This window comes from Sphaerisporangium sp. TRM90804 (assembly GCF_029846175.1).
In the GTDB taxonomy this organism is placed as follows: domain Bacteria; phylum Actinomycetota; class Actinomycetes; order Streptosporangiales; family Streptosporangiaceae; genus Sphaerisporangium.
In genome coordinates, this window is record NZ_JARWAC010000013.1 from 1 (window position 1) to 18,015 (window position 18,015).

General features: G+C 73.1%; 14 protein-coding genes. 9 read left to right on the forward strand and 5 right to left on the reverse strand.

What is annotated here, in order from left to right; genetic code table 11:
* Window positions 1-703 precede the first annotated feature (703 nt).
* From PYR91_RS17020 to PYR91_RS17030, 3 genes are all read left to right on the forward strand, one after another.
* Window positions 704-3,028 (forward strand): ribonucleoside-diphosphate reductase subunit alpha, encoded by a 2,325-nt coding sequence (locus PYR91_RS17020; RefSeq protein ID WP_279780824.1) that lies wholly within the window; start codon window positions 704-706, stop codon window positions 3,026-3,028.
* On the forward strand, window positions 3,028-4,023 hold the full coding sequence (locus tag PYR91_RS17025) for a ribonucleotide-diphosphate reductase subunit beta (RefSeq protein ID WP_279780955.1): 996 nt from the start codon (window positions 3,028-3,030) through the stop codon (window positions 4,021-4,023). The genes PYR91_RS17020 and PYR91_RS17025 overlap by 1 nt, the downstream gene beginning before the upstream one ends.
* A 226-nt stretch (window positions 4,024-4,249) precedes the next feature.
* The gene (locus PYR91_RS17030; protein ID WP_279780825.1) at window positions 4,250-5,431 is read left to right on the forward strand and encodes a mechanosensitive ion channel domain-containing protein; all 1,182 of its coding nucleotides are present in this window, start codon (window positions 4,250-4,252) and stop codon (window positions 5,429-5,431) included.
* Window positions 5,432-5,558: 127 nt separating this feature from the next.
* Here PYR91_RS17030 and PYR91_RS17035 read toward each other — a convergent pair whose 3' ends face one another.
* Both PYR91_RS17035 and glgC read right to left on the reverse strand, forming a co-directional pair.
* Window positions 5,559-7,127, reverse strand: a complete 1,569-nt coding sequence (locus tag PYR91_RS17035; RefSeq protein WP_279780826.1) for a hypothetical protein — start codon at window positions 7,125-7,127, stop codon at window positions 5,559-5,561.
* 121 nt (window positions 7,128-7,248) lie between these two features.
* Window positions 7,249-8,484, reverse strand: coding sequence for a glucose-1-phosphate adenylyltransferase (gene glgC / locus PYR91_RS17040; RefSeq protein ID WP_279780827.1), 1,236 nt, complete (start codon window positions 8,482-8,484; stop codon window positions 7,249-7,251).
* A 68-nt stretch (window positions 8,485-8,552) separates the two neighbouring features.
* On the opposite strand from glgC, the gene glgA reads away from it, so the two are divergent.
* Window positions 8,553-9,728 carry a glycogen synthase gene (gene glgA, locus PYR91_RS17045; protein WP_279780828.1) on the forward strand — a complete coding sequence of 392 codons (1,176 nt, stop codon included), beginning with the start codon at window positions 8,553-8,555 and terminating at the stop codon, window positions 9,726-9,728.
* Window positions 9,729-9,823: 95 nt separating this feature from the next.
* Window positions 9,824-10,516, forward strand: coding sequence for a peptidoglycan editing factor PgeF (gene pgeF, locus PYR91_RS17050; RefSeq protein WP_279780956.1), 693 nt, complete (start codon window positions 9,824-9,826; stop codon window positions 10,514-10,516).
* Here pgeF and PYR91_RS17055 read toward each other — a convergent pair.
* Entirely contained in the window at window positions 10,489-11,886 is a 1,398-nt protein-coding gene (locus PYR91_RS17055) for an acyltransferase (RefSeq protein WP_279780829.1), read from the reverse strand. The two genes, pgeF and PYR91_RS17055, sit on opposite strands and share 28 nt — an antisense overlap.
* A gap of 187 nt (window positions 11,887-12,073) precedes the next feature.
* Here PYR91_RS17055 and PYR91_RS17060 point away from each other — a divergent pair, with 187 nt between their 5' ends.
* The 4 genes from PYR91_RS17060 to PYR91_RS17075 all read left to right on the forward strand — a co-directional run bounded on the left by PYR91_RS17060 (window position 12,074) and on the right by PYR91_RS17075 (window position 16,419).
* Window positions 12,074-13,321 (forward strand): sensor histidine kinase, encoded by a 1,248-nt coding sequence (locus PYR91_RS17060; protein WP_279780830.1) that lies wholly within the window; start codon window positions 12,074-12,076, stop codon window positions 13,319-13,321.
* Window positions 13,312-13,959: a response regulator transcription factor gene (locus PYR91_RS17065; RefSeq protein ID WP_279780831.1), complete on the forward strand. Its 648-nt coding sequence runs from the start codon at window positions 13,312-13,314 to the stop codon at window positions 13,957-13,959. Before PYR91_RS17060 ends, PYR91_RS17065 begins: the two co-directional genes overlap by 10 nt.
* A gap of 457 nt (window positions 13,960-14,416) precedes the next feature.
* A complete protein-coding gene (locus PYR91_RS17070; protein ID WP_279780832.1) occupies window positions 14,417-14,935 on the forward strand; it encodes a hypothetical protein in 519 nt (172 codons plus the stop codon).
* Window positions 14,932-16,419, forward strand: a complete 1,488-nt coding sequence (locus PYR91_RS17075) for an NADH-quinone oxidoreductase subunit NuoF family protein (protein WP_279780833.1) — start codon at window positions 14,932-14,934, stop codon at window positions 16,417-16,419. Before PYR91_RS17070 ends, PYR91_RS17075 begins: the two co-directional genes overlap by 4 nt.
* Before the next feature lie 72 nt (window positions 16,420-16,491).
* Here PYR91_RS17075 and PYR91_RS17080 read toward each other — a convergent pair whose 3' ends face one another.
* Complete coding sequence (locus PYR91_RS17080; protein WP_279780834.1) at window positions 16,492-17,361, reverse strand: zf-HC2 domain-containing protein; 870 nt, start codon at window positions 17,359-17,361, stop codon at window positions 16,492-16,494.
* Window positions 17,358-17,840: a sigma-70 family RNA polymerase sigma factor gene (locus PYR91_RS17085; RefSeq protein WP_279780957.1), complete on the reverse strand. Its 483-nt coding sequence runs from the start codon at window positions 17,838-17,840 to the stop codon at window positions 17,358-17,360. The genes PYR91_RS17080 and PYR91_RS17085 overlap by 4 nt, the downstream gene beginning before the upstream one ends.
* Between the last annotated feature and the right edge of the window lie 175 nt (window positions 17,841-18,015).

Consider the following 18,015-nt stretch of genomic DNA (forward strand, 5'->3'; position numbering starts at 1 on the left):
GCGGCGCGCTTGAGTGCCGGGAGGTCTGCCGGGACGCCCGGATGCCGCGGGGCGTCTCCACGCCTGGGACGCCGTGGCGCCTGCGCGTGCAAGCCGCCCGGACGGCGGCGCGCTTGAGTGCCGGGAGGCCCGTCTGGGCGTCCGGGTGCCTGGGACGTCCGGACGTGGCGGATGCCCGGATGTCTTGACGTCCGGGACACCCGAAGGGGCCGGGGCCCCGGGACGGCCGGCCGCCGGGGGCGCCCGCGTGCTCCCGCCGGAAGGTCTCATGGTGACACAACTTCTTGTGGTTGTGGATTGTGAGGCCACCACATGTGGTGCTCGCACCCCGCAAGCACGGGTCGGAACCACCCCGCAGCCGGGGGGCCCCGCCCCCTACCCGCATTCCTGGAGATGCGCCGCTCGGGACCGGAGGACAACGATGTGGCGGTGTGGGTGCTCACGCACGCGCCACTTACAAAGGAGACAAACCACGCGCGGTGAGCGGGAACGGCCGCCGTCATGTGAGCACCGGGCCGCAGGCCCGCGACGCGATGGCCTGTAGAGCCGAGGTGTGTGCCCGCGAGTCCGAAGACCTGCCGGGGACGTGGTTGTCCAGGGCCTCGAGAGAGGGCCGTGGGACGGAGTGCTCCGGCGTGCCCGCTCGCCGGCGGCTCCGCCGCGTGCCCTCGTCCGGGGATTCGAGCGCACGAGGAGATTGCACGTGACCGTGACAAGCGACCTGCTTCATCACCGGGAGCCAGGCGGCGCCTCCTTGGACGGGAGTGCCGGCCGAACCCGCGAGCCCGCGGGCCTTGGGGCCGCGGTGGACCTCGGGGCCGTCCGGGACGCCGCGCCGGGCAGGCGGGCCGCCATCGAGGAGGCCGCCGCCCGCGTGGTGGAGGACCCGGCCAACTCGCGCGTCGCCGCCGGGCTGCTGGCCGAGGAGATCCTCGAGGAGGCGGCCACGCAAGGGGTGCGGACCTTCTCGGAGTCGGTCGCCGCCACCCACCGGGCCGGGCTGGTCCATGACGGCCTCGCGGAGTTCGCCGCCGCGAACGCCGTCGAGCTGGACAACCTGGTCGACCCCGAGGGCGACGCCCGGTTCGAGTACTTCGGCCTGCGCACCGTCTACGACCGCTACCTGCTCAAGCATCCCGTCACCCGCCGCGTCCTGGAGACGCCCCAGCACTTCTTCCTGCGCGTCGCCTGCGGCCTCGCCGACACCGTCGCCGAGGCGGCCGAGCTCTACCGGCTGATGGCGACGCTGGCGTACCTGCCCAGCTCGCCCACGCTGTTCAACTCCGGCTCCCGGCGCCCGCAGCTGTCCTCGTGTTTCCTGCTCGACTCGCCCCGCGACGAGCTGGACGGCATCTACGAGCGGTACACGCAGGTCGCGCGCCTGTCGAAGTACTCCGGCGGCATCGGCGTCTCCTGGAGCCGGGTGCGGGCGCGCGGCTCGCTGATCCGGGGGACCAACGGCCACTCCAACGGCATCGTCCCCTGGCTGCGCACCCTGGACTCCAGCGTTGCCGCCGTGAACCAGGGCGGCCGGCGCAAGGGCGCCGCCTGCGTCTACCTGGAGCCGTGGCACGCCGACGTCGAGGACTTCCTGGAGCTGCGCGACAACACCGGCGAGGACGCCCGGCGCACCCACAACCTCAACCTGGCCAACTGGATCCCCGACGAGTTCATGCGCCGCGTCGAGGCCGACGCCCCCTGGTCGCTGTTCGACCCCAAGGAGGTCCCCGAGCTGGTCGACCTGTGGGGCGACGCGTTCGACGCCGCCTACCGCGAGGCCGAGGCCGAGGGCCGGTACGTCCGCCAGGTCCCGGCGCGGGCGCTGTACGGCCGCATGATGCGCACGCTGGCCCAGACGGGCAACGGCTGGATGACGTTCAAGGACGCCGCCAACCGCACCTCCAACCAGACGGCCAGGCCGCAGAACGTGATCCACCTGTCCAACCTGTGCACCGAGATCCTGGAGGTGACCAGCGACGCCGAGACGGCGGTCTGCAACCTCGGCTCGGTCAACCTGGCGGCGCACGTGACCGAGGACGGCGTCGACTGGTCGCGCCTGCGCGCCACGGTGGCGACGGCCGTGCGCTTCCTGGACCGGTCGATCGACCGCGGCTTCTACCCCACCCCGGAGGCCGAGGGGGCCAACCGCCGGTGGCGTCCGGTCGGGCTCGGCGTGATGGGCCTGGCGGACGTGTTCTTCTCGCTGCGGATTCCGTTCGACTCGCCCGAGGCCCGGGCGCTGTCGACGCGGATCGCCGAGGAGATGGCGCTGGCCGCCTACCGCGCCTCCTCCGACCTGGCCGCGAGCCTTGGCGCCCACCCGGCCTACGGCGACACCAGGGCCGCCATGGGAGTGCTGCACCCCGACCACTATCCCGACAGCCGCCCCGTCCACCCGGCCGAGTGGGCCGAGCTGCGGGAGCGGATCGCGGTGACCGGGCTGCGCAACTCGCTGCTGCTGGCCGTCGCGCCGACCGCCACCATCGCCTCGATCGCCGGCTGCTACGAGTGCGTCGAGCCGCAGGTGTCCAACGTCTTCAAGCGCGAGACGATCTCGGGCGAGTTCCTGCAGGTCAACCGCTACCTGGTGCGCGACCTGCGTGAGCGGGGCCTGTGGACGCCGGCCGTGCGGGACGCCGTCAAGCGCGCCGACGGCTCGGTGCAGGATCTGGAGGCCGTCCCCGGCGACCTCAAGGAGCTGTACCGCACCGCGTGGGAGCTGCCGCAGAAGGCGCTGATCGACCTCGCGGCGGCGCGGCAGCCCTACATCGACCAGTCGCAGTCGCTGAACCTCTTCATGGCCACGCCCACCATCGGCAAGCTGTCGTCGATGTACGCCTACGCCTGGCGCGCGGGGCTGAAGACCACCTACTACCTGCGCTCCCGCCCCGCCACGCGCATCGCGCAGACCACCGTGGCGGTCGCGGCGGCGCCCGCCCGGCCGGAGGCCGCGCCCGCGGCGGTCCCCGACGGGGACGCCGTCGCCTGCTCCCTGGAGAACCCCGAGATCTGCGAGGCGTGCCAGTGATGCTCCTGGACCCGGGCATGGACCTGACCCTGCGCCCCATGCGGTACCCCGCCTTCTACGAGCGGTACCGCGCCGCCATCCGCAACACCTGGACGGTGGAGGAGGTGGACCTGCAGTCGGACCTCGCCGACCTGACCAAGCTCAGCCCGGGAGAGCGGCACCTGATCAACCGGCTGGTCGCCTTCTTCGCCACCGGCGACTCGATCGTGGCCAACAACCTGGTGCTCAACCTCTACCAGCACGTGAACGCCCCGGAGGCGCGGCTCTACCTGTCGCGGCAGCTCTACGAGGAGGCCGTGCACGTCCAGTTCTACCTGACGCTGCTGGACACCTACCTTCCCGACCACGACGAGCGCGCCAAGGCGTTCGCGGCGGTCGAGCACATCCCTTCGATCAAGGACAAGGCGGACTTCTGCTTCCGCTGGATCGACTCGCTCGGCGGGCTGAGGCGGCTGGAGAGCCGGGAGGACCGGCGGGCGTTCCTGCTCAACCTGATCTGCTTCGCCGCCTGCATCGAGGGGCTCTTCTTCTACGGCGCGTTCGCCTACGTCTACTGGCTGCGCTCGCGCGGCCTGCTGGGCGGCCTGGCCACCGGCACCAACTGGGTGTTCCGCGACGAGTCCATGCACATGGAGTTCGCCTTCTCGGTCGTGGACACCGTGCGCGCCGAGGAGCCGGAGCTGTTCGACGCGGCGATGGGCGCCGAGGTCACCCGGATGATCGAGGAGGCGGTCGCCGCGGAGCTGGCCTTCGCCCGCGACCTGTGCGGCGCGGGGCTGCCCGGCATGACGGCCGAGCAGATGCGGGAGTACCTGGAGTACGTCGCCGACCGGCGCCTGGCCCGGCTCGGCCTGCCCGCCCGGTACGGCACGGCCAGCCCGTTCGCGTTCATGGAGCTGCAGGACGTGCAGGAGCTGGCCAACTTCTTCGAGCGCCGGGTGTCGGCCTACCAGGTCGCCGTGGAGGGCAGTGTCAGCTTCGACGAGGCCTTCTGAGCCGGCCGCACGGGCCCGGGACAGGGGCGGTGTGACCGATATCTCGTAGTTAAATGTCCTCTGAGCTGATTTTTGGGTCAGAGTCGGTAATGCAAGGTCGAAGCCGGCCGTTGGCCGATCTTCGTCCCGGCGGCCCGGGCTGGAGACTCCAGCCCGGGCCGCCGTGTTCGAAGGGCGGGCCCGCGGCGGCGTGCGCGAGGAGACGACGACGAAGGGGGCGCCGTAGGTGTCATCGGCAGTCGAGTGGATCGTTCTGGTGGTCGCCGTCGTGGCGGCGGTCGTGGCCGTGGAGCTGCTCCGGCGGGTGCTGAGGTCCCGCCGGGTCAACGGCCGCTTCTCGCTGGCCGGGCCGGTGGTCGAGCGCTGCACGTGGCCGGGGTTCGCGACGGCGGCCGTGGTCGCCTTCGACACGGTCTACGCGCCGGGCATGTCGGCCGGGTCGTTCGACCCGGCGATCCGCCAGACCCTCACGCTGCTGTTCATCGCCTGCGTCGCGTGGCTCGTCATCCAGGCCGCCTACGCGGTGACCGACGTGGTGCTGGCCCGGCTGGGCACGGTCGAGGGCGACGGCAACCGCAAGGCGCGCCGCATGCGCACCCAGATCGCCCTGGTGCGGCGCGTGGCCGCGGCCGTGATCATCGTCGTCTCCCTGGGCGCGATGCTGTTCAGCTTCCCTTCGGTGCGCGCGCTCGGCGCCGGGCTGCTCGCCTCGGCCGGAATCCTCGGCGTGGTGGCGGGCATCGCCGCGCAGTCGACGCTGAGCAACCTGATCGCCGGCCTCCAGCTCGTCTTCAGCGACGCCCTGCGGCTCGACGACGTCGTCGTGGTCGACGGCGAGTGGGGAAGGATCGAGGAGCTCACGCTGACCTACGTCGTCCTGCGCGTGTGGGACGAGCGGCGGCTCATCCTGCCGGTCTCCCACTTCACCGGCAACCCGTTCGAGAACTGGACCCGGCACGGGAGCCGCGTGATCGGCCACGTGATCTTCCGGGTCGACTGGTCGGTGCCGGTCGACGAGCTGCGGACCGAGCTCTACCGCGCGCTGCGCGAGCACCCGCTCTGGGACCAGAAGGACTGGGTGCTCCAGGTGACCGACGTGCAGCCCAACGGCCTGGTGGAGCTGCGCGCGCTGATGAGCGCGTCGGACGCCCCCAGCGTGTGGGACCTGAAGTGCGACATGCGCGAGCACCTGGTGACCTACATCCGCGAGAACCACCCGCAGGCGCTCCCGCGCTTCCGCGTCGAGGACGTCGCCGGGGTCCAGGGGCCGTCGCCCGCCTCCCGCGCCGCGGCCGGCCCGGCCGGGGCGGCGTCCGGCATGGGCCCGCAGCAGGGCTGGACGCAGCCGGGCGACGCCGGCGGCGCCTCCGGACTGCGGGGCGACGCCGCGGACGGCTCCGGACGGTGACGCCGGGCCGGTGGCCGCGAGCCCGCCGGCGCCGGTGAGCGTGCCCGGACAGGTGGCGGCGCCCGGTGAGCGCGCCCGGACGGGCGGCGGGGCCCGGATGAGCGGCCGGCGGGGCCGCGTCCGGTGGTCAGGTGCTGGACGGGCGCAGCACGCGGGTGGCGCCCGCGATCAGGGCCGTGGCCAGGATCCAGCCGGAGGCGATGAGGATGCCCGCCAGCCACTGGGTCCAGCCCACCGGCTCCCAGGCCCCGCGCTGCTCGAACACGCTGACCGGGACCAGCAGGTCGAGCGTGTAGAGGAAGGCGTGGAAGACGCGCCGCTCGTCCAGGCCGACCTGGACGGGGCGATGGAGCTCGAACACCGTCGTCCCCACGGCCAGCAGCACGGCGAACCACACCCCCGCCAGCCACGGCCGGTACCCGTAGCCGACCACGAAGTCGAGCAGGTGACCGGCGACCCGGCTGGGCAGCCGCAGCGTGGCGCGCCGCGCCCGCTGCTTGGCCAGCAGCACCCGCCGGGCCTCCGGCTCGTGGCCGATCCGCTGGTACCACGCGGCGAGCTGTTCGTACGGCTGCGGGCGGTAGCCCTCCGGGTCGCGGCCGACCCACGACAGCCGGTCGGCCAGCGAGGTGGGGCCGCGCAGCGACTCGACCGTGAGCCCGTTGAGGCGCACGTGCCCGGGGTAGGCGCTGGGGTGGTCGGCCAGGACGCCCACCCGTGAGTACGCGAGGTTGACCTCCCCGCTGATGGAGGCGGGCCACAGCAGAAGCTCGTCGGCCTGCATGTGGCTCAGGTGCAGGCACCGGCCCGGCGCGCTGAGCACGGCCTGGTCGAAGGAGACCACCCCGGAGACCCGCGCGCCGCGCAGCCGCACCGTGCCCTCGGCGGTGAAGCCCGCGCTGAACTCCAGGCTGGTGGCCGTCAGGTGGTCGGCGTACACCGCGTGGGCGCCGGCGTTCTTGATCACCGCCCGCTGCAGGAACAGGCCGCTGTTGAACTTGGCGCCGATCATGCGAAGCCCGCCGACGGCCACCATGTCGCGGCAGAACGCGCCGCCGTCGACGGTCAGGCCGCCGGCCCACAGCGCCCACAGGCCCCGGTCCCAGCCGCGGTCGTGCCTCTCGGCCTCGGAGAAGGGTCGCCGGCTGTCCTGCTTGAAGCTCTCGGAGGCCGTGTGGTCGCCGTCGGGCGCGTGCAGCCGCGTGCGGCCCAGTCGGAGCTGCCCGGTGACGTGCGCGTTGTCGAGCCGCAGCCCCGCGTGGATCGTGCTGGCGTCCAGCTCCAGCAGCCCGTCGACGGTGCAGCGGGCGGCGCGGAAGCGCCGGATGTCGCAGCCCCGGAACCGGACGCCCTTGACCGATGCGTCGGCGAGCGAAACGGTGCCGGCCAGGTGGCAGTTCAGCAGGTGGATCTTGGCGCCGATCGTGGCGTCCGAGAGGTTCAGCTCGCCGACGATCCGCGCGCCCGCCAGCCGGAGCCCGGCAACCTGCCCGGGCTCGGCGGGGTTGGCGCCGAGCAGCAGCGCGATCAGCACCTCGGCCCGGACGGTGCGGCCGGCCGGCCACTTGTGTCCCATGGCCGGGTCGTCGCGCGCCTCCTCGCCGGTCCGCAGGTCGACCCACGCGCCGGAGGGGAAGGCGTCCCACACCCGCCGCTCCGGGGGGGTCAGCCTCCAGAACGGCCGTGATCTTCGCACAGGGGGGACTTTAGCCTGACATCGCGGTACCCGGCAGCCCACTTCGGCACCCGGTGCCCGCGCCGCGTCCACCTTCGGCACGCGTACGGGGCACGCCTCCGGCGCCGACGGCCGTGCCGGGCTACCGCTCGACGATCTCGTTCTTCCCGATCACGACGACGCCCTCGCGGGTGACGGCGAAGTGGGCGCGGTCGTACTCGGGGTCCACGCCGATGCGGGCGCCGTCGGGGATGATGACGTTCTTGTCCACGATCGCCCGGCGGACGATCGCCCCCCTGCCGACCTTGACGCAGCCCATCAGCACCGAGTCCTCCACCTGGGAGTGCGAGTGCATCACGACGCCCGGTGACAGGATGGACCGCGCGGCCATGCCGCCCGAGATGATCACGCCGGGGGAGACGAGGGAGTCGACGGCCCGCCCGACGCGGTCGCCGTCGTTGTGGACGAACTTCGCCGGCGGCAGCGGGTCCTGGCCGGTGTAGATAGGCCAGCGGTCGTTGTACAGGTTGAACACCGGGTGCGCGGAGACGAGGTCCATGTTGGCCTCGTAGTAGGCGTCCAGGGTGCCGACGTCCCGCCAGTAGCCGCGGTCGCGGTCGCTGGAGCCGGGCACCACGTTGTCGGCGAAGTCGTACACCTCGGCGCCGCCCGACTTCACGAACATCGGGATGATGTCCCCGCCCAGGTCGTGCCGGCTGCTGGGGTCGAGCGCGTCCTCGCGCAGCGCGTCGATCATCGCCTGCGTCTTGAACACGTAGTTGCCCATCGAGGCGTAGACCTGGTCGGGGGCGTCGGGCAGGCCGATGGCGTCGGTGGGCTTCTCCCGGAACGCGACGATCTTGCGCCCGGCGGGGTCGGTCTCGATCACCCCGAACTGGTCGGCCAGCGACAGCGGCTGGCGGATCGCCGCCACGGTGACGTCCGCCCCGGAGTCGACGTGCTGGCGGACCATCTGGCTGGGGTCCATCCGGTAGATGTGGTCGGCGCCGAAGACGATGCAGTGCTCGGGCAGCTCGTCGTAGATCAGGTTCAGGTTCTGGAACAGCGCGTCCGCCGAGCCGGCGAACCAGCGCGGGCCGAGCCGCTGCTGGGCGGGCACCGGCGTCACGTAGTTGCCCAGCATGGCCGAGAGCCGCCAGGTGCGGGACACGTGCCGGTCGAGGCTGTGGCTCTTGTACTGCGTCAGGACGACGATCTTGAGGTATCCGCCGTTGGCGAGGTTCGACAGCACGAAGTCGATCAGGCGGTAGATGCCTCCGAAGGGGACCGCGGGCTTGGCCCGGTCGGCCGTGAGCGGCATCAGCCGCTTCCCCTCGCCACCGGCCAGCACGATCGCGAGGACTCTGGACGTCGTCATAGCACGACGTTACCCGCCTTCTTCCTGCTAAACCCGCACAAACTTCGCCAAACGCTAAGGTCTAGTACATGCGCGTCGATCTGCTCAGCCGTGAGTACCCGCCGGAGGTCTACGGCGGGGCCGGAGTCCATGTCGAGTACCTCGCCCGCGAGCTGCGAAGCCTCGCTGACGTGCGGGTTCGCTGCTTCGGCGCGCCGCGCCAGGAGGCCGGGGTGCGGGCCTACCGCGTCCCCGGCGGCCTGGAGGACGCGAACCCGGCGCTCCAGGTTCTCGGCGTCGACCTGGAGATGGCGGCGGCCTGCGAGGGGGCCGACGTGGTGCACAGCCACACCTGGTACGCCAACTTCGCCGGCCACGTCGCCAAGCTGCTGTACGGCACGCCGCACGTGGTGACCACCCACAGCCTGGAGCCGCTGCGCCCGTGGAAGGCCGAGCAGCTCGGCGCAGGGTACGCGCTGTCGTCCTGGGCCGAGCGCACGGCCCTGCTCGCCGCCGACGCGGTGATCGCCGTGTCCGAGGGCATGCGGCGCGACGTGCTCGCCGCCTACCCCGAGATCGCGCCCGAGCGCGTGTCGGTGATCCACAACGGCATCGACACCGGCGAGTACGCGCCCGACCGCGGCACCGAGGTCCTGCTCCGGCACGGCGTCGACCCGGCCCGGCCCTATGTCGTGTTCGTCGGGCGCATCACCCGGCAGAAGGGCCTGGCGCACCTGCTCCGCGCGGCCCGGTCGTTCGCGCCGGACGCGCAGATCGTGCTGTGCGCGGGCGCCCCGGACACCCCCGAGATCGCGGCCGAGGTGACCGGCCTGGTCCAGGAGCTGCGCGCGGCCAGGGAGGGCGTGGTCTGGATCTCCGACATGCTGCCCAGGCCCGACGTCATCCAGATCCTCACCCACGCCGCCGTCTTCGTCTGCCCCTCGGTGTACGAGCCCATGGGCATCGTCAACCTGGAGGCCATGGCCTGCGAGACCGCCGTCGTCGCCACGGCGACCGGCGGCATCCCCGAGGTCGTCGCGGACGGCGAGACCGGCCTGCTCGTCCCCATCGACCAGGGCCCCGACGGCGAGCCGCGCGACCCCAAGGCCTTCGCCGACGCCGTCGCCGAGCGGGTCAACGCCCTGCTGTCCGACCCCGGCAGGGCCGCCGCCATGGGCGAGGCGGGCCGCCGCCGCGCCGTCGGCCACTTCTCCTGGCCGGCCATCGCGACGCGCACGCGGGCCCTCTACGACTCCCTGACCTGACGGCGGCCACGGCTCCCCGCCCGGCCGACGGGCGGCCCGGGCCGGCGCGGGCGGCTCGGTAAGCTGGCGGGGTGCTGGCGATCGAGCGGGTCAGGATGGCGTTCACCGACCGTCACGGGGGCGTGAGCTCCGGGCCGTACGGCACGCGCAACCTCGGGATGTCCGTCGGCGACGACCCGGCGGCGGTGGCGCGCAACCGTGTGATCACCGCCGAGGAGTTCGGCGTCGACCCCGGGCGCGTCGTGTTCATGCGGCAGGTCCACAGCCCCGACGTCGGGTATACGGCGGAGCCGTTCGGCGCCGCCCCTCCCGCCATCGACGGCGTCTACACCGACCGGCCCGGCCTCGCCCTGGCCGTGCTCGCGGCCGACTGCGCGCCCGTCCTGCTCGCCGACCCCGCCGCCGGCCTGGTCGGCGGCGCCCACTCCGGCCGGGCCGGCACGGCGGCGGGCGTGGTGCCCGCCCTGGTGGAGGCGATGCGCGCCCACGGCGCCGGCGACCTCGTCGCGCTGGTCGGCCCGATGGTGTGCGGCAAGTGCTACGAGGTGCCCGGCCCGCTGAGGGAGGAGGTCGCGGCCGCGGTCCCGCAGACCCGCTCTGCCACCCGCGCCGGCGCCCCCGCGCTCGACCTGCGGGCCGGCATCGCCGCCCAACTCGCTAGCGCCGGGGTGCTCGACGTCCGGCACGACGACCGCTGCACCGTCGAGACCCCCGACCTCTACTCCCACCGCAGAGAACAGCCCAGCGGCAGGTTCGCCGGCTACGTGTGGCTCGAACCGGGCCGCTGAGCCCCCGCGAGCGGGCCGCCGGGCGCCGCGCCAGGCAGGCCGGGCGCGGCGGCGCGGCGCCGGAAGGCGATGGGGCCGCCGGTCAGGGCCAGGCCCGCCACGATGGCGGCGCCGGCCAGCACGGGGGCGGGGCCGGTGCTGAAGCCGGTGATCGTCAGGGTGAGCAGCCCGGCGCCGGCCAGGGCGGTCGCAGCGTACGCCCCCGCGGCGCCGACCGCGGCGCGCGGGCTCGCCGGGGGCTGCTCCCACCGGCAGAACAGCCGGAGCAGCGGGGTCATGACCAGCGCGAGCGCGGCCAGCCAGAGCGGCCACCCGGCCAGCCAGAGGGCGCCGCCCGGGGCGGGGGTCGCCAGGCCCAGGCCGACGACGGCCACGCCGGCCACCACGATCAGCGCGCTCATGTGCCACAGGTAGACGGTCATCATCCGCGGCCCGGCCCAGGCCACCACGCGGGCGACGGCGGGACGCCGCACCAGGCGCAGGGCGGCGGGACGCAGCAGCATCGCGACCCCGATCTGCCCGAACGCCAGGGCCAGCAGCGCGAGGGTGGGCGGCGCCATGTTGGACACCGGCGCGCCGGGCAGCCCGATCATGCTCCCCGGGTACGGTCCGAACGCCACCAGGAGCGCCGCCGCCGCGAAGCCGCCGGCCGCCATCCACCCGTACCTGGTCAGCCGGCCGCCGGCGTACAGGAAGCCGAGCTGGTGCACGGCCAGCCACACCAGGACGACGTTCGCGAACCCGGCGGGCTCCCAGCCGTTGAACCGCACCACGTCGGCCAGCACCGCGCCCGCGACCAGCGCGGCGGGCACCCGCCCGCCGTACCGGGCGCCCAGGCGCAGCAGCACGGGGGTGAGCGCGATGGCGACGAGGTAGACGGCGAGGAACCACAGCAGCTGGCCGGCCAGCCTGGCGGCCGTCTCCACCGGCTGGTGGGGCAGGCCGAGGGCCGGCAGCAGGTGCGCCAGCGGGATCCACACCGCCGCCAGCGGCAGCACCGGCCAGGCGAGGCGGCGCACCCGGCCCGCCAGCCAGGCGGCGTCCGTGCCGCCGCGCGCGGTGTGGGAGCGGTGCGCGATCGCGTTGGCCGCGCCGCCGGCGAAGAAGACCAGGGGCATGACCTGGCCGATCCAGGTGATCAGGAACGCGCCCGGCAGGGCGTAGGCGTTGCCCGTCAGGATGCGGCCGTCGGCGTAGGACAGCACCGGGATGCTCCAGTGCTCCAGCACCACGAGGGCGATGCCGAACAGGCGCAGCAGGTCGATGAACAGGTCACGCGGGGGCCGGGCCGGGGGCCTGTGCGCCGGTGGTCCGGCGCCGTCGGTCCGGGGCCGCGGGGCGGGGGGGCGGGTTTCGAGAAGTGCCGGCATGGCGCGCCTCGCAGGGTGAGGGGATGACGATGTATCGACCCTCTCGCCGCGTGCCGCCCGGCACATTGCCGTCCACCGGCCTCTCGCGCGGCGCCGGCACCACCCGCGGCGGTAGTGCCAGCCCTACCATCGGCAGACCGGCGCGCGGGCTCGTGCGCCCCCTCGCGGCCTTCGTACCTTGGATGACATGAGATCCCCCATGCGGCGCCTCGGCGTCGACACGCGGTACAACCTGGTGGCGTTCGTCATCGCCATCCCGAGCTTCGCCTTGATGATGGTCGGCTTCAACGCCGGGGTGGGCACCGTGGTGGTGTGGGTGGGGCTTCCCATCCTGTCGGTGACGCTGCTGGCGGCCCGGGGGTTCGCCGAGGTGCAGCGGCACCGGCTGCCCCAGGTGCTCGGCCGCCCGGTGTCCCGACCCCGCTACCGCAGGGCGCCCGAGGGCGCCGGATGGATGCGCAGGATGGTGCAGCCGCTGGCCGACGGGCAGGCCTGGCTCGACCTGCTGCACGCCGTGATCGCCTTCCCGCTCGCGATCATCGGCTTCGTGCTGACCGTGGTCTGGTGGGCGGTGGCCGTGGGCGGGCTGACCTACCCGCTGTACGGCTGGATCCTGTCCAACATCGAAGGCAACCAGGGGCTGCCCGAGCTGCTCGGGATCGGGCAGGGGTACATCGCCGACAGCGTCGTACACGTGGTGCTGGGCCTGCTCTGCGCGGCCACCCTGCCGGTCGTCGTGCGGGGCGCGGCCCTGACGCAGGCCGGGCTGGCCCGGGCCCTGCTCACCGGCGTCGCCGAGCTGCAGGAGCGCATCGAGGACCTCACCGAGGGCCGCGCGGCCGCGGTGTCCGCCGAGGCGGGGGCGCTGCGCCGGCTGGAGCGCGACATCCACGACGGCCCGCAGCAGCGGCTGGTGCACCTGGCCATGGAGCTGTCGCGGGCGCAGCGCCAGCTCCAGAAGGACCCCGAGGCGGCGCGCGCGACGCTGTCGCAGGCCATCACCGCGACCCGGGAGACGCTGGACGAGCTGCGCGCCCTGTCGCGCGGCATCGCGCCGCCCATCCTGTCCGACCGCGGGCTCGCCCCGGCGCTCGCGGCGCTCGCCGGGCGCTGCATCATCCCGGTCGAGCTGGACGTGCAGACCGTCGACAGGTACACCGCCGTGGTTGAGAACACCGTCTACTTCGTGGCGGCGGAGACCCTGACCAACGTCGCCAAGCACAGCCGGGCGCAGATGTGCACGATCTCGCTGATCCGCGCGGGTGACGTACTGCTGCTCAGCATCGGCGATGATGGGGTCGGCGGCGCGCACGTCGCCAAGGGGCATGGTCTGGCCGGCCTGGCCGACCGCCTGCGCGCGGTGGACGGCGAGCTCGTGGTGTCGTCGCCGGCCGGGGGCCCCACACTCATCGTCGCGGAGGTGCCGTGCGGGTAGTCGTTGCCGATGACGCCGTTCTGATCCGGTCGGGGCTGGTGAGCCTGCTGGAGGAGTTCGGCTTCGAGGTGGTGGCCGCGGTGGGCGACGGCGACGGGCTCGTGGAGTCCGTCGCCGTTCATCGTCCCGACGTGTCGGTGGTGGACGTCCGCATGCCGCCGAGCTTCGCCGACGAGGGCCTGCGGGCCGCGGTGGAGGCCCGCCGCCGGGTCCCCGGCTCGCCGATGCTGATCCTCTCGCAGTACGTCGAGGTGTCCTACGCCGACGACCTGCTCGCCGACGCCCGCGGCGGGGTGGGTTACCTGCTGAAGGACCGGGTGGCCGACGTCGAGGAGTTCCTCGACGGGCTGCGCCGGGTGGCCTCGGGCGGCACCGTCTTCGACCCCCAGGTGGTGTCCCAGCTCATGGTCCGCAGGCGCCGGGACGACCCGCTGGGCTCCCTGACCTCCCGGGAGCGCGAGGTGCTCGGGCTGATGGCCGAGGGCAGGTCCAACCCCGCGATCGGCCGCCAGCTCGTGATCACCGACGGCGCGGTGGAGAAGCACGTCAGGAGCATCTTCAGCAAGCTCGGCCTCTACGCCGAGGACACCGACCAGCACCGCCGGGTGCTCGCGGTCCTGACCTTCCTGCGCTCCTGAGCGAGCGTCCCTCCATGGTTCGTCCCTTGAACGAGGTCTGACTACTTCCGTCGTCAATAGTTCGAGGAATTCTGTAACGTTCTGGTACCGGGGGGGCTGTGGAGGCGCTAGTGTGATCGCGCGCGCAAATGTCCCGATAGATCCCGGTAGGCACCCAGCAGCATGTTGTCCGGCTTGTGCCGGTTTGCATCATCTGGCGGAGGACGGGATGAGAGAAACGCGGCATCGACGAGCTCCGCAACGGTCTCGATCACGGGCCCCAATCGTGGTCGGGCTGATTACGTCAACGTCGCTACTGGCCGGGACCGCTCTGCTAGGAGCGTCGGTTCTGGCTCCTGTACAAGAATTCCTGATCTTCTACGCGGGGGTGGGCACTCTCCTTGGACTGACCGGAACGGTGGTCGTCGGACTGGCGGCCACCGATCGCCTGATACTTCGGGTTCGCCACCGCGTCTTCATGCAGGCACTGCACCGCGCCCTGGCCGTCGTGGCCGTCGGCTCGCTGATCGTGCACGTCAACCTGCAGATCATGAGGGGCCGGGTGAGCGCGATGGACGCGTTCCTGCCCTTCGGCGGGGCCGGCTTCGCCGTCGGGCTGGGCACCACGGCCGCCTATCTGCTGGTCCTGGCGGCCGCCACCGGCGCGTTCCGCGGCCGGTTCGTCGGAATGCGATGGCCGTGGATGTGGCGTGCGCTGCACGTCACCGCCTATCTGACGTGGCCGGTGGCCATCGTGCACGGGCTCACGGCGGGACGCGCCGCCCCCGACTGGGTGACGCTCTGCTACGCCGCCAGCCTCGTCGCCGTCGGCCTCGCGCTGTTGGTCCGGCTGGTGCTCACCGTCGGCCCGGCCAGGCAGGGCGGCGCTCCCGCCGTCCGTCCGGCCGCCGCGGGCAGGAAGGCCGAGCAGATCCGCGTCGACGACGTCTTCGACGAGGAGTTCTGGGTCACATTGCGAAAGGAGGTACGGCGATGACCACGTACGGAGTGCTGGACGTCTACCGCATCGGGCCCGGTCGGCTGACCGCCGGCCTCGACAGCTCGCCACGCCTCGACTACGACACCCACCGGCGCGTGCACGGGCGCATGCCGCGGCTGCCGATCGACGACCTGATCGCCCTGGCCGAGCTCGGCGACCTGCGCGGCAGGGGCGGGGCGGGCTTCCCGTTCGCCCGCAAGCTCAGGGCCGTGCTCGACTCGGCCGGGCGTCGCGGGGCGCCCATCACGGTGGTGGTCAACGCCACCGAGGGCGAGCCCGCCGCGCACAAGGACAAGGTGCTGCTGTCCCGCACCCCGCACCTGATCCTGGACGGCGCCGACCTGGTGGCCCGCGCCCTGTCCGCCGTGGAGATCGTCGTGGGCGTCGCCCACGGCGGTCCCGGCGAGCGCTCGCTGCTCAACGCCATCCACGAGCGCGGCATGACGGACACCGTCCGGGTGGTGCGCATGCCCGACCGCTTCATCTCCGGCGAGGGCGGCGCCCTGGTGCGCGGCATCAACGGCGACCGCCCCATCCCGCCCGGCCGCAAGGTGCGCGCAAGCGACCGCGGCGTGGGCGGCATGCCGACCCTGCTGTCCAACGCCGAGACGTACGCGCAGCTCGCCCTGATGGCCATGCTGGGCGTCGACATGTACTCCTCGGTGGGCCTGGCCTCCGAGCCGGGCACGGTGCTGCTCAGCGTCACCGGCTCCGCCCGCAGGCCCGCGGTGGTGGAGACCCCGACCGGGGTGCGGCTGCGCGAGGTGCTCGACCTGTGCGACGCCACCATCGGGCAGGGCGTGCTGGTCGGCGGCTACCACGGCAAGTGGATGACCGCCGAGGCGGCCGAGCGCGCCGAGGTGTCCCGCGCCGGGTTCGAGTCCATGGGCGGCGCCCTCGGCGCGGGCATCGTCCTGCCGCTCGGCTGGGAGTCGTGCCCGCTGGGCGAGACCGCCCGCGTCGCCAGGTACATGGCCGGCCAGAGCGCCGGCCAGTGCGGGCCCTGCTACATGGGGCTGCCCGACCTGGCGCAGGCCTTCGGGGCGCTGGCGGACGGCAACGGCCACATCGAGGCGGTGCACCGGGCCGCCCGCACCATGCACGGGCGCGGCGCCTGCGGGCACCCCGACGGCACCGCGCGGTTCGTGCTGTCGGCCATCGACGTCTTCGCCGAGGACATCATGACCCACGCGGCGTACGGCACCTGCGGGCTGCCCGTGCGCGGCGTGCTGCCGCTGCCCACCGAGCCGCTCACCCGCGCGGCCGAGGCGCAGCTCATCCTCGACTGGGCGCGGTGCGAGGGGCACGGCATCTGCTCCTCGGTGCTGCCCGAGCTGATCAGGCTCGACCAGCACGGCTACCCCGTGGTGAGCACCGCGTCGGTGCCGGGCCGGCTGGAGGGGGAGGCGCGCAGGGCGATCGAGATGTGCCCCGCGCTCGCGCTCCGCCTCACCCCCGCGCCCACCGAGAGCAGGCGGTAGGCGAGGCGTCGTCGCCCCCGTGCCGAACGTCGAACCCGGAGAACCCGTGTCCGGCGGCCGGTGGCGCCGGCCTCAGGCCACGGGGATGTCGAGCAGTCGCACGCCGTCGTCCCTGCGCACCTCGAAGCGCACGATGTCGGTGCGGGCCAGGGCCGTGCCGCCGGTCAGGCTGAGCGGCGCGGGGAACCCCGGCACGCCGAACCCCTTGCCGGGGGGCACGCTCCAACCGGAGACGATGTCGGTGTCCCCGGTGCGCGAGACGGCCACCAGGCTGCACCGCTCGGGGCCCGTCACGCCGCTGAGCTTGAACTGGACCTCGGTTCCCCAGCTCTTGCGCACCATGCCGACCGAGCCGCTGACCCCCTTCGCGGGGCCCTCGCCCTCGCGGACCTCGGGCGCGCCGGACACGGCCGGGGCGGCAACCGAGACGCCGGGGCCGGGGCCCGGCCACAGGTGCGCCGTCGCCACGCCGGTCACGCCGATCACGAGCGCCGCGGCGACGCCGAGCCACGTGACGCTGCGGCGTCTGGCCTGGCGCCGCGCCTCGGCCAGCTCGTCGCGGAACCCGCCGGGAGGAGGATCGGCCGAGACGCGCCGATGGCCGCCGGACCGCTCACGAGGCCGCGGAGGCCACAGGTCGCGGACGACGCCCTCGTCGGGGGAGGGGCCGCCGGTGACGCCGCGCGCGAAGCCGTTGGCCGCGGAACGGGGGGCGGCGGCGCCGTTGGGCACGCCCCGGGCCGTGCCGTTCACCTGGCCCTTCATGCTCCGCTTGACCAGGTTGAGCGCGTCGGGAAGGTCGTACATCTCGCGCAGCTCGTTCTGGCAGCTCGCGCATTCGAGCAGGTGGCGGTCGAACGCCTCGGAGTCCTCCTTGTTCAGCACTCCCAGGATGTAGGCCGCCACCTCGACATGAGGCGGTGACTCCATCAGCCCGTTCACCCCCGCTCCTTCATCGTCTTCTGGAGGGCGCGAAGCGCGTAGTACACCCGGGACTTGACCGTCCCGGGCGGGACTCCGAGCACTTCTGCCGCCTCATTGATCGTACGGTCGTGTAGGTAGGTCTGCACGAGCGCTTCGCGGTGTTCTTCCGACAGGCTGTACAGAGCCTCCGAGACGACCATCGCCGAGAGCATCGGCTCCGAGCCGTCCGGGATCGCCACGGTGTCGAGCCGGTCGGGCTCGACCTCCTGCGGTCGTACGGATCGCTGACGGTGGGCGTCGATGACGATCCTGCGGGCCACGGTCATCAGCCAGGCCCACAGCAGGCCGGGCTCCCTGTTCAGCTTCCCGGCGTTGCGCCAGGCGCGGAAGACCGTCTCCTGGACGACGTCCTCCGCCCACTGCTGGTCTCCGCCGGTCAACCTGCGTACGTTGCGAAGGAGTGGGCCGCCGAACTCCCGGTAGAGCGTCGTGACCAGTTGCTCTTCGGAGTCGTCGTAGGTTTCCTCCGGGCTTGACCGGACGCTGCGATGACGCTGCACAGCCACATGGTGGCAGTGGAACTACTCGCGCGTAAGCAAATCCCACAACTTCTGCAAGATTCGGAAAATAGGCCCCATCCGGTGAACCAGGTCCCAGTGGACGCCGTACCTC

What these genes read in the sequence shown, in the direction of transcription:
- pgeF (WP_279780956.1), top strand. Translation starts at nt 9,824, where the DNA reads ATGGCGTTCACCGACCGTCACGGGGGCGTGAGCTCCGGGCCGTACGGC.
- PYR91_RS17025 (WP_279780955.1), top strand. Translation starts at nt 3,028, where the DNA reads ATGCTCCTGGACCCGGGCATGGACCTGACCCTGCGCCCCATGCGGTAC.
- PYR91_RS17060 (WP_279780830.1), top strand. Translation starts at nt 12,074, where the DNA reads ATGAGATCCCCCATGCGGCGCCTCGGCGTCGACACGCGGTACAACCTG.
- glgC (WP_279780827.1), bottom strand. Translation starts at nt 8,484, where the DNA reads ATGACGACGTCCAGAGTCCTCGCGATCGTGCTGGCCGGTGGCGAGGGG.
- PYR91_RS17075 (WP_279780833.1), top strand. Translation starts at nt 14,932, where the DNA reads ATGACCACGTACGGAGTGCTGGACGTCTACCGCATCGGGCCCGGTCGG.
- PYR91_RS17055 (WP_279780829.1), bottom strand. Translation starts at nt 11,886, where the DNA reads ATGCCGGCACTTCTCGAAACCCGCCCCCCCGCCCCGCGGCCCCGGACC.
- PYR91_RS17070 (WP_279780832.1), top strand. Translation starts at nt 14,417, where the DNA reads ATGCAGGCACTGCACCGCGCCCTGGCCGTCGTGGCCGTCGGCTCGCTG.
- glgA (WP_279780828.1), top strand. Translation starts at nt 8,553, where the DNA reads ATGCGCGTCGATCTGCTCAGCCGTGAGTACCCGCCGGAGGTCTACGGC.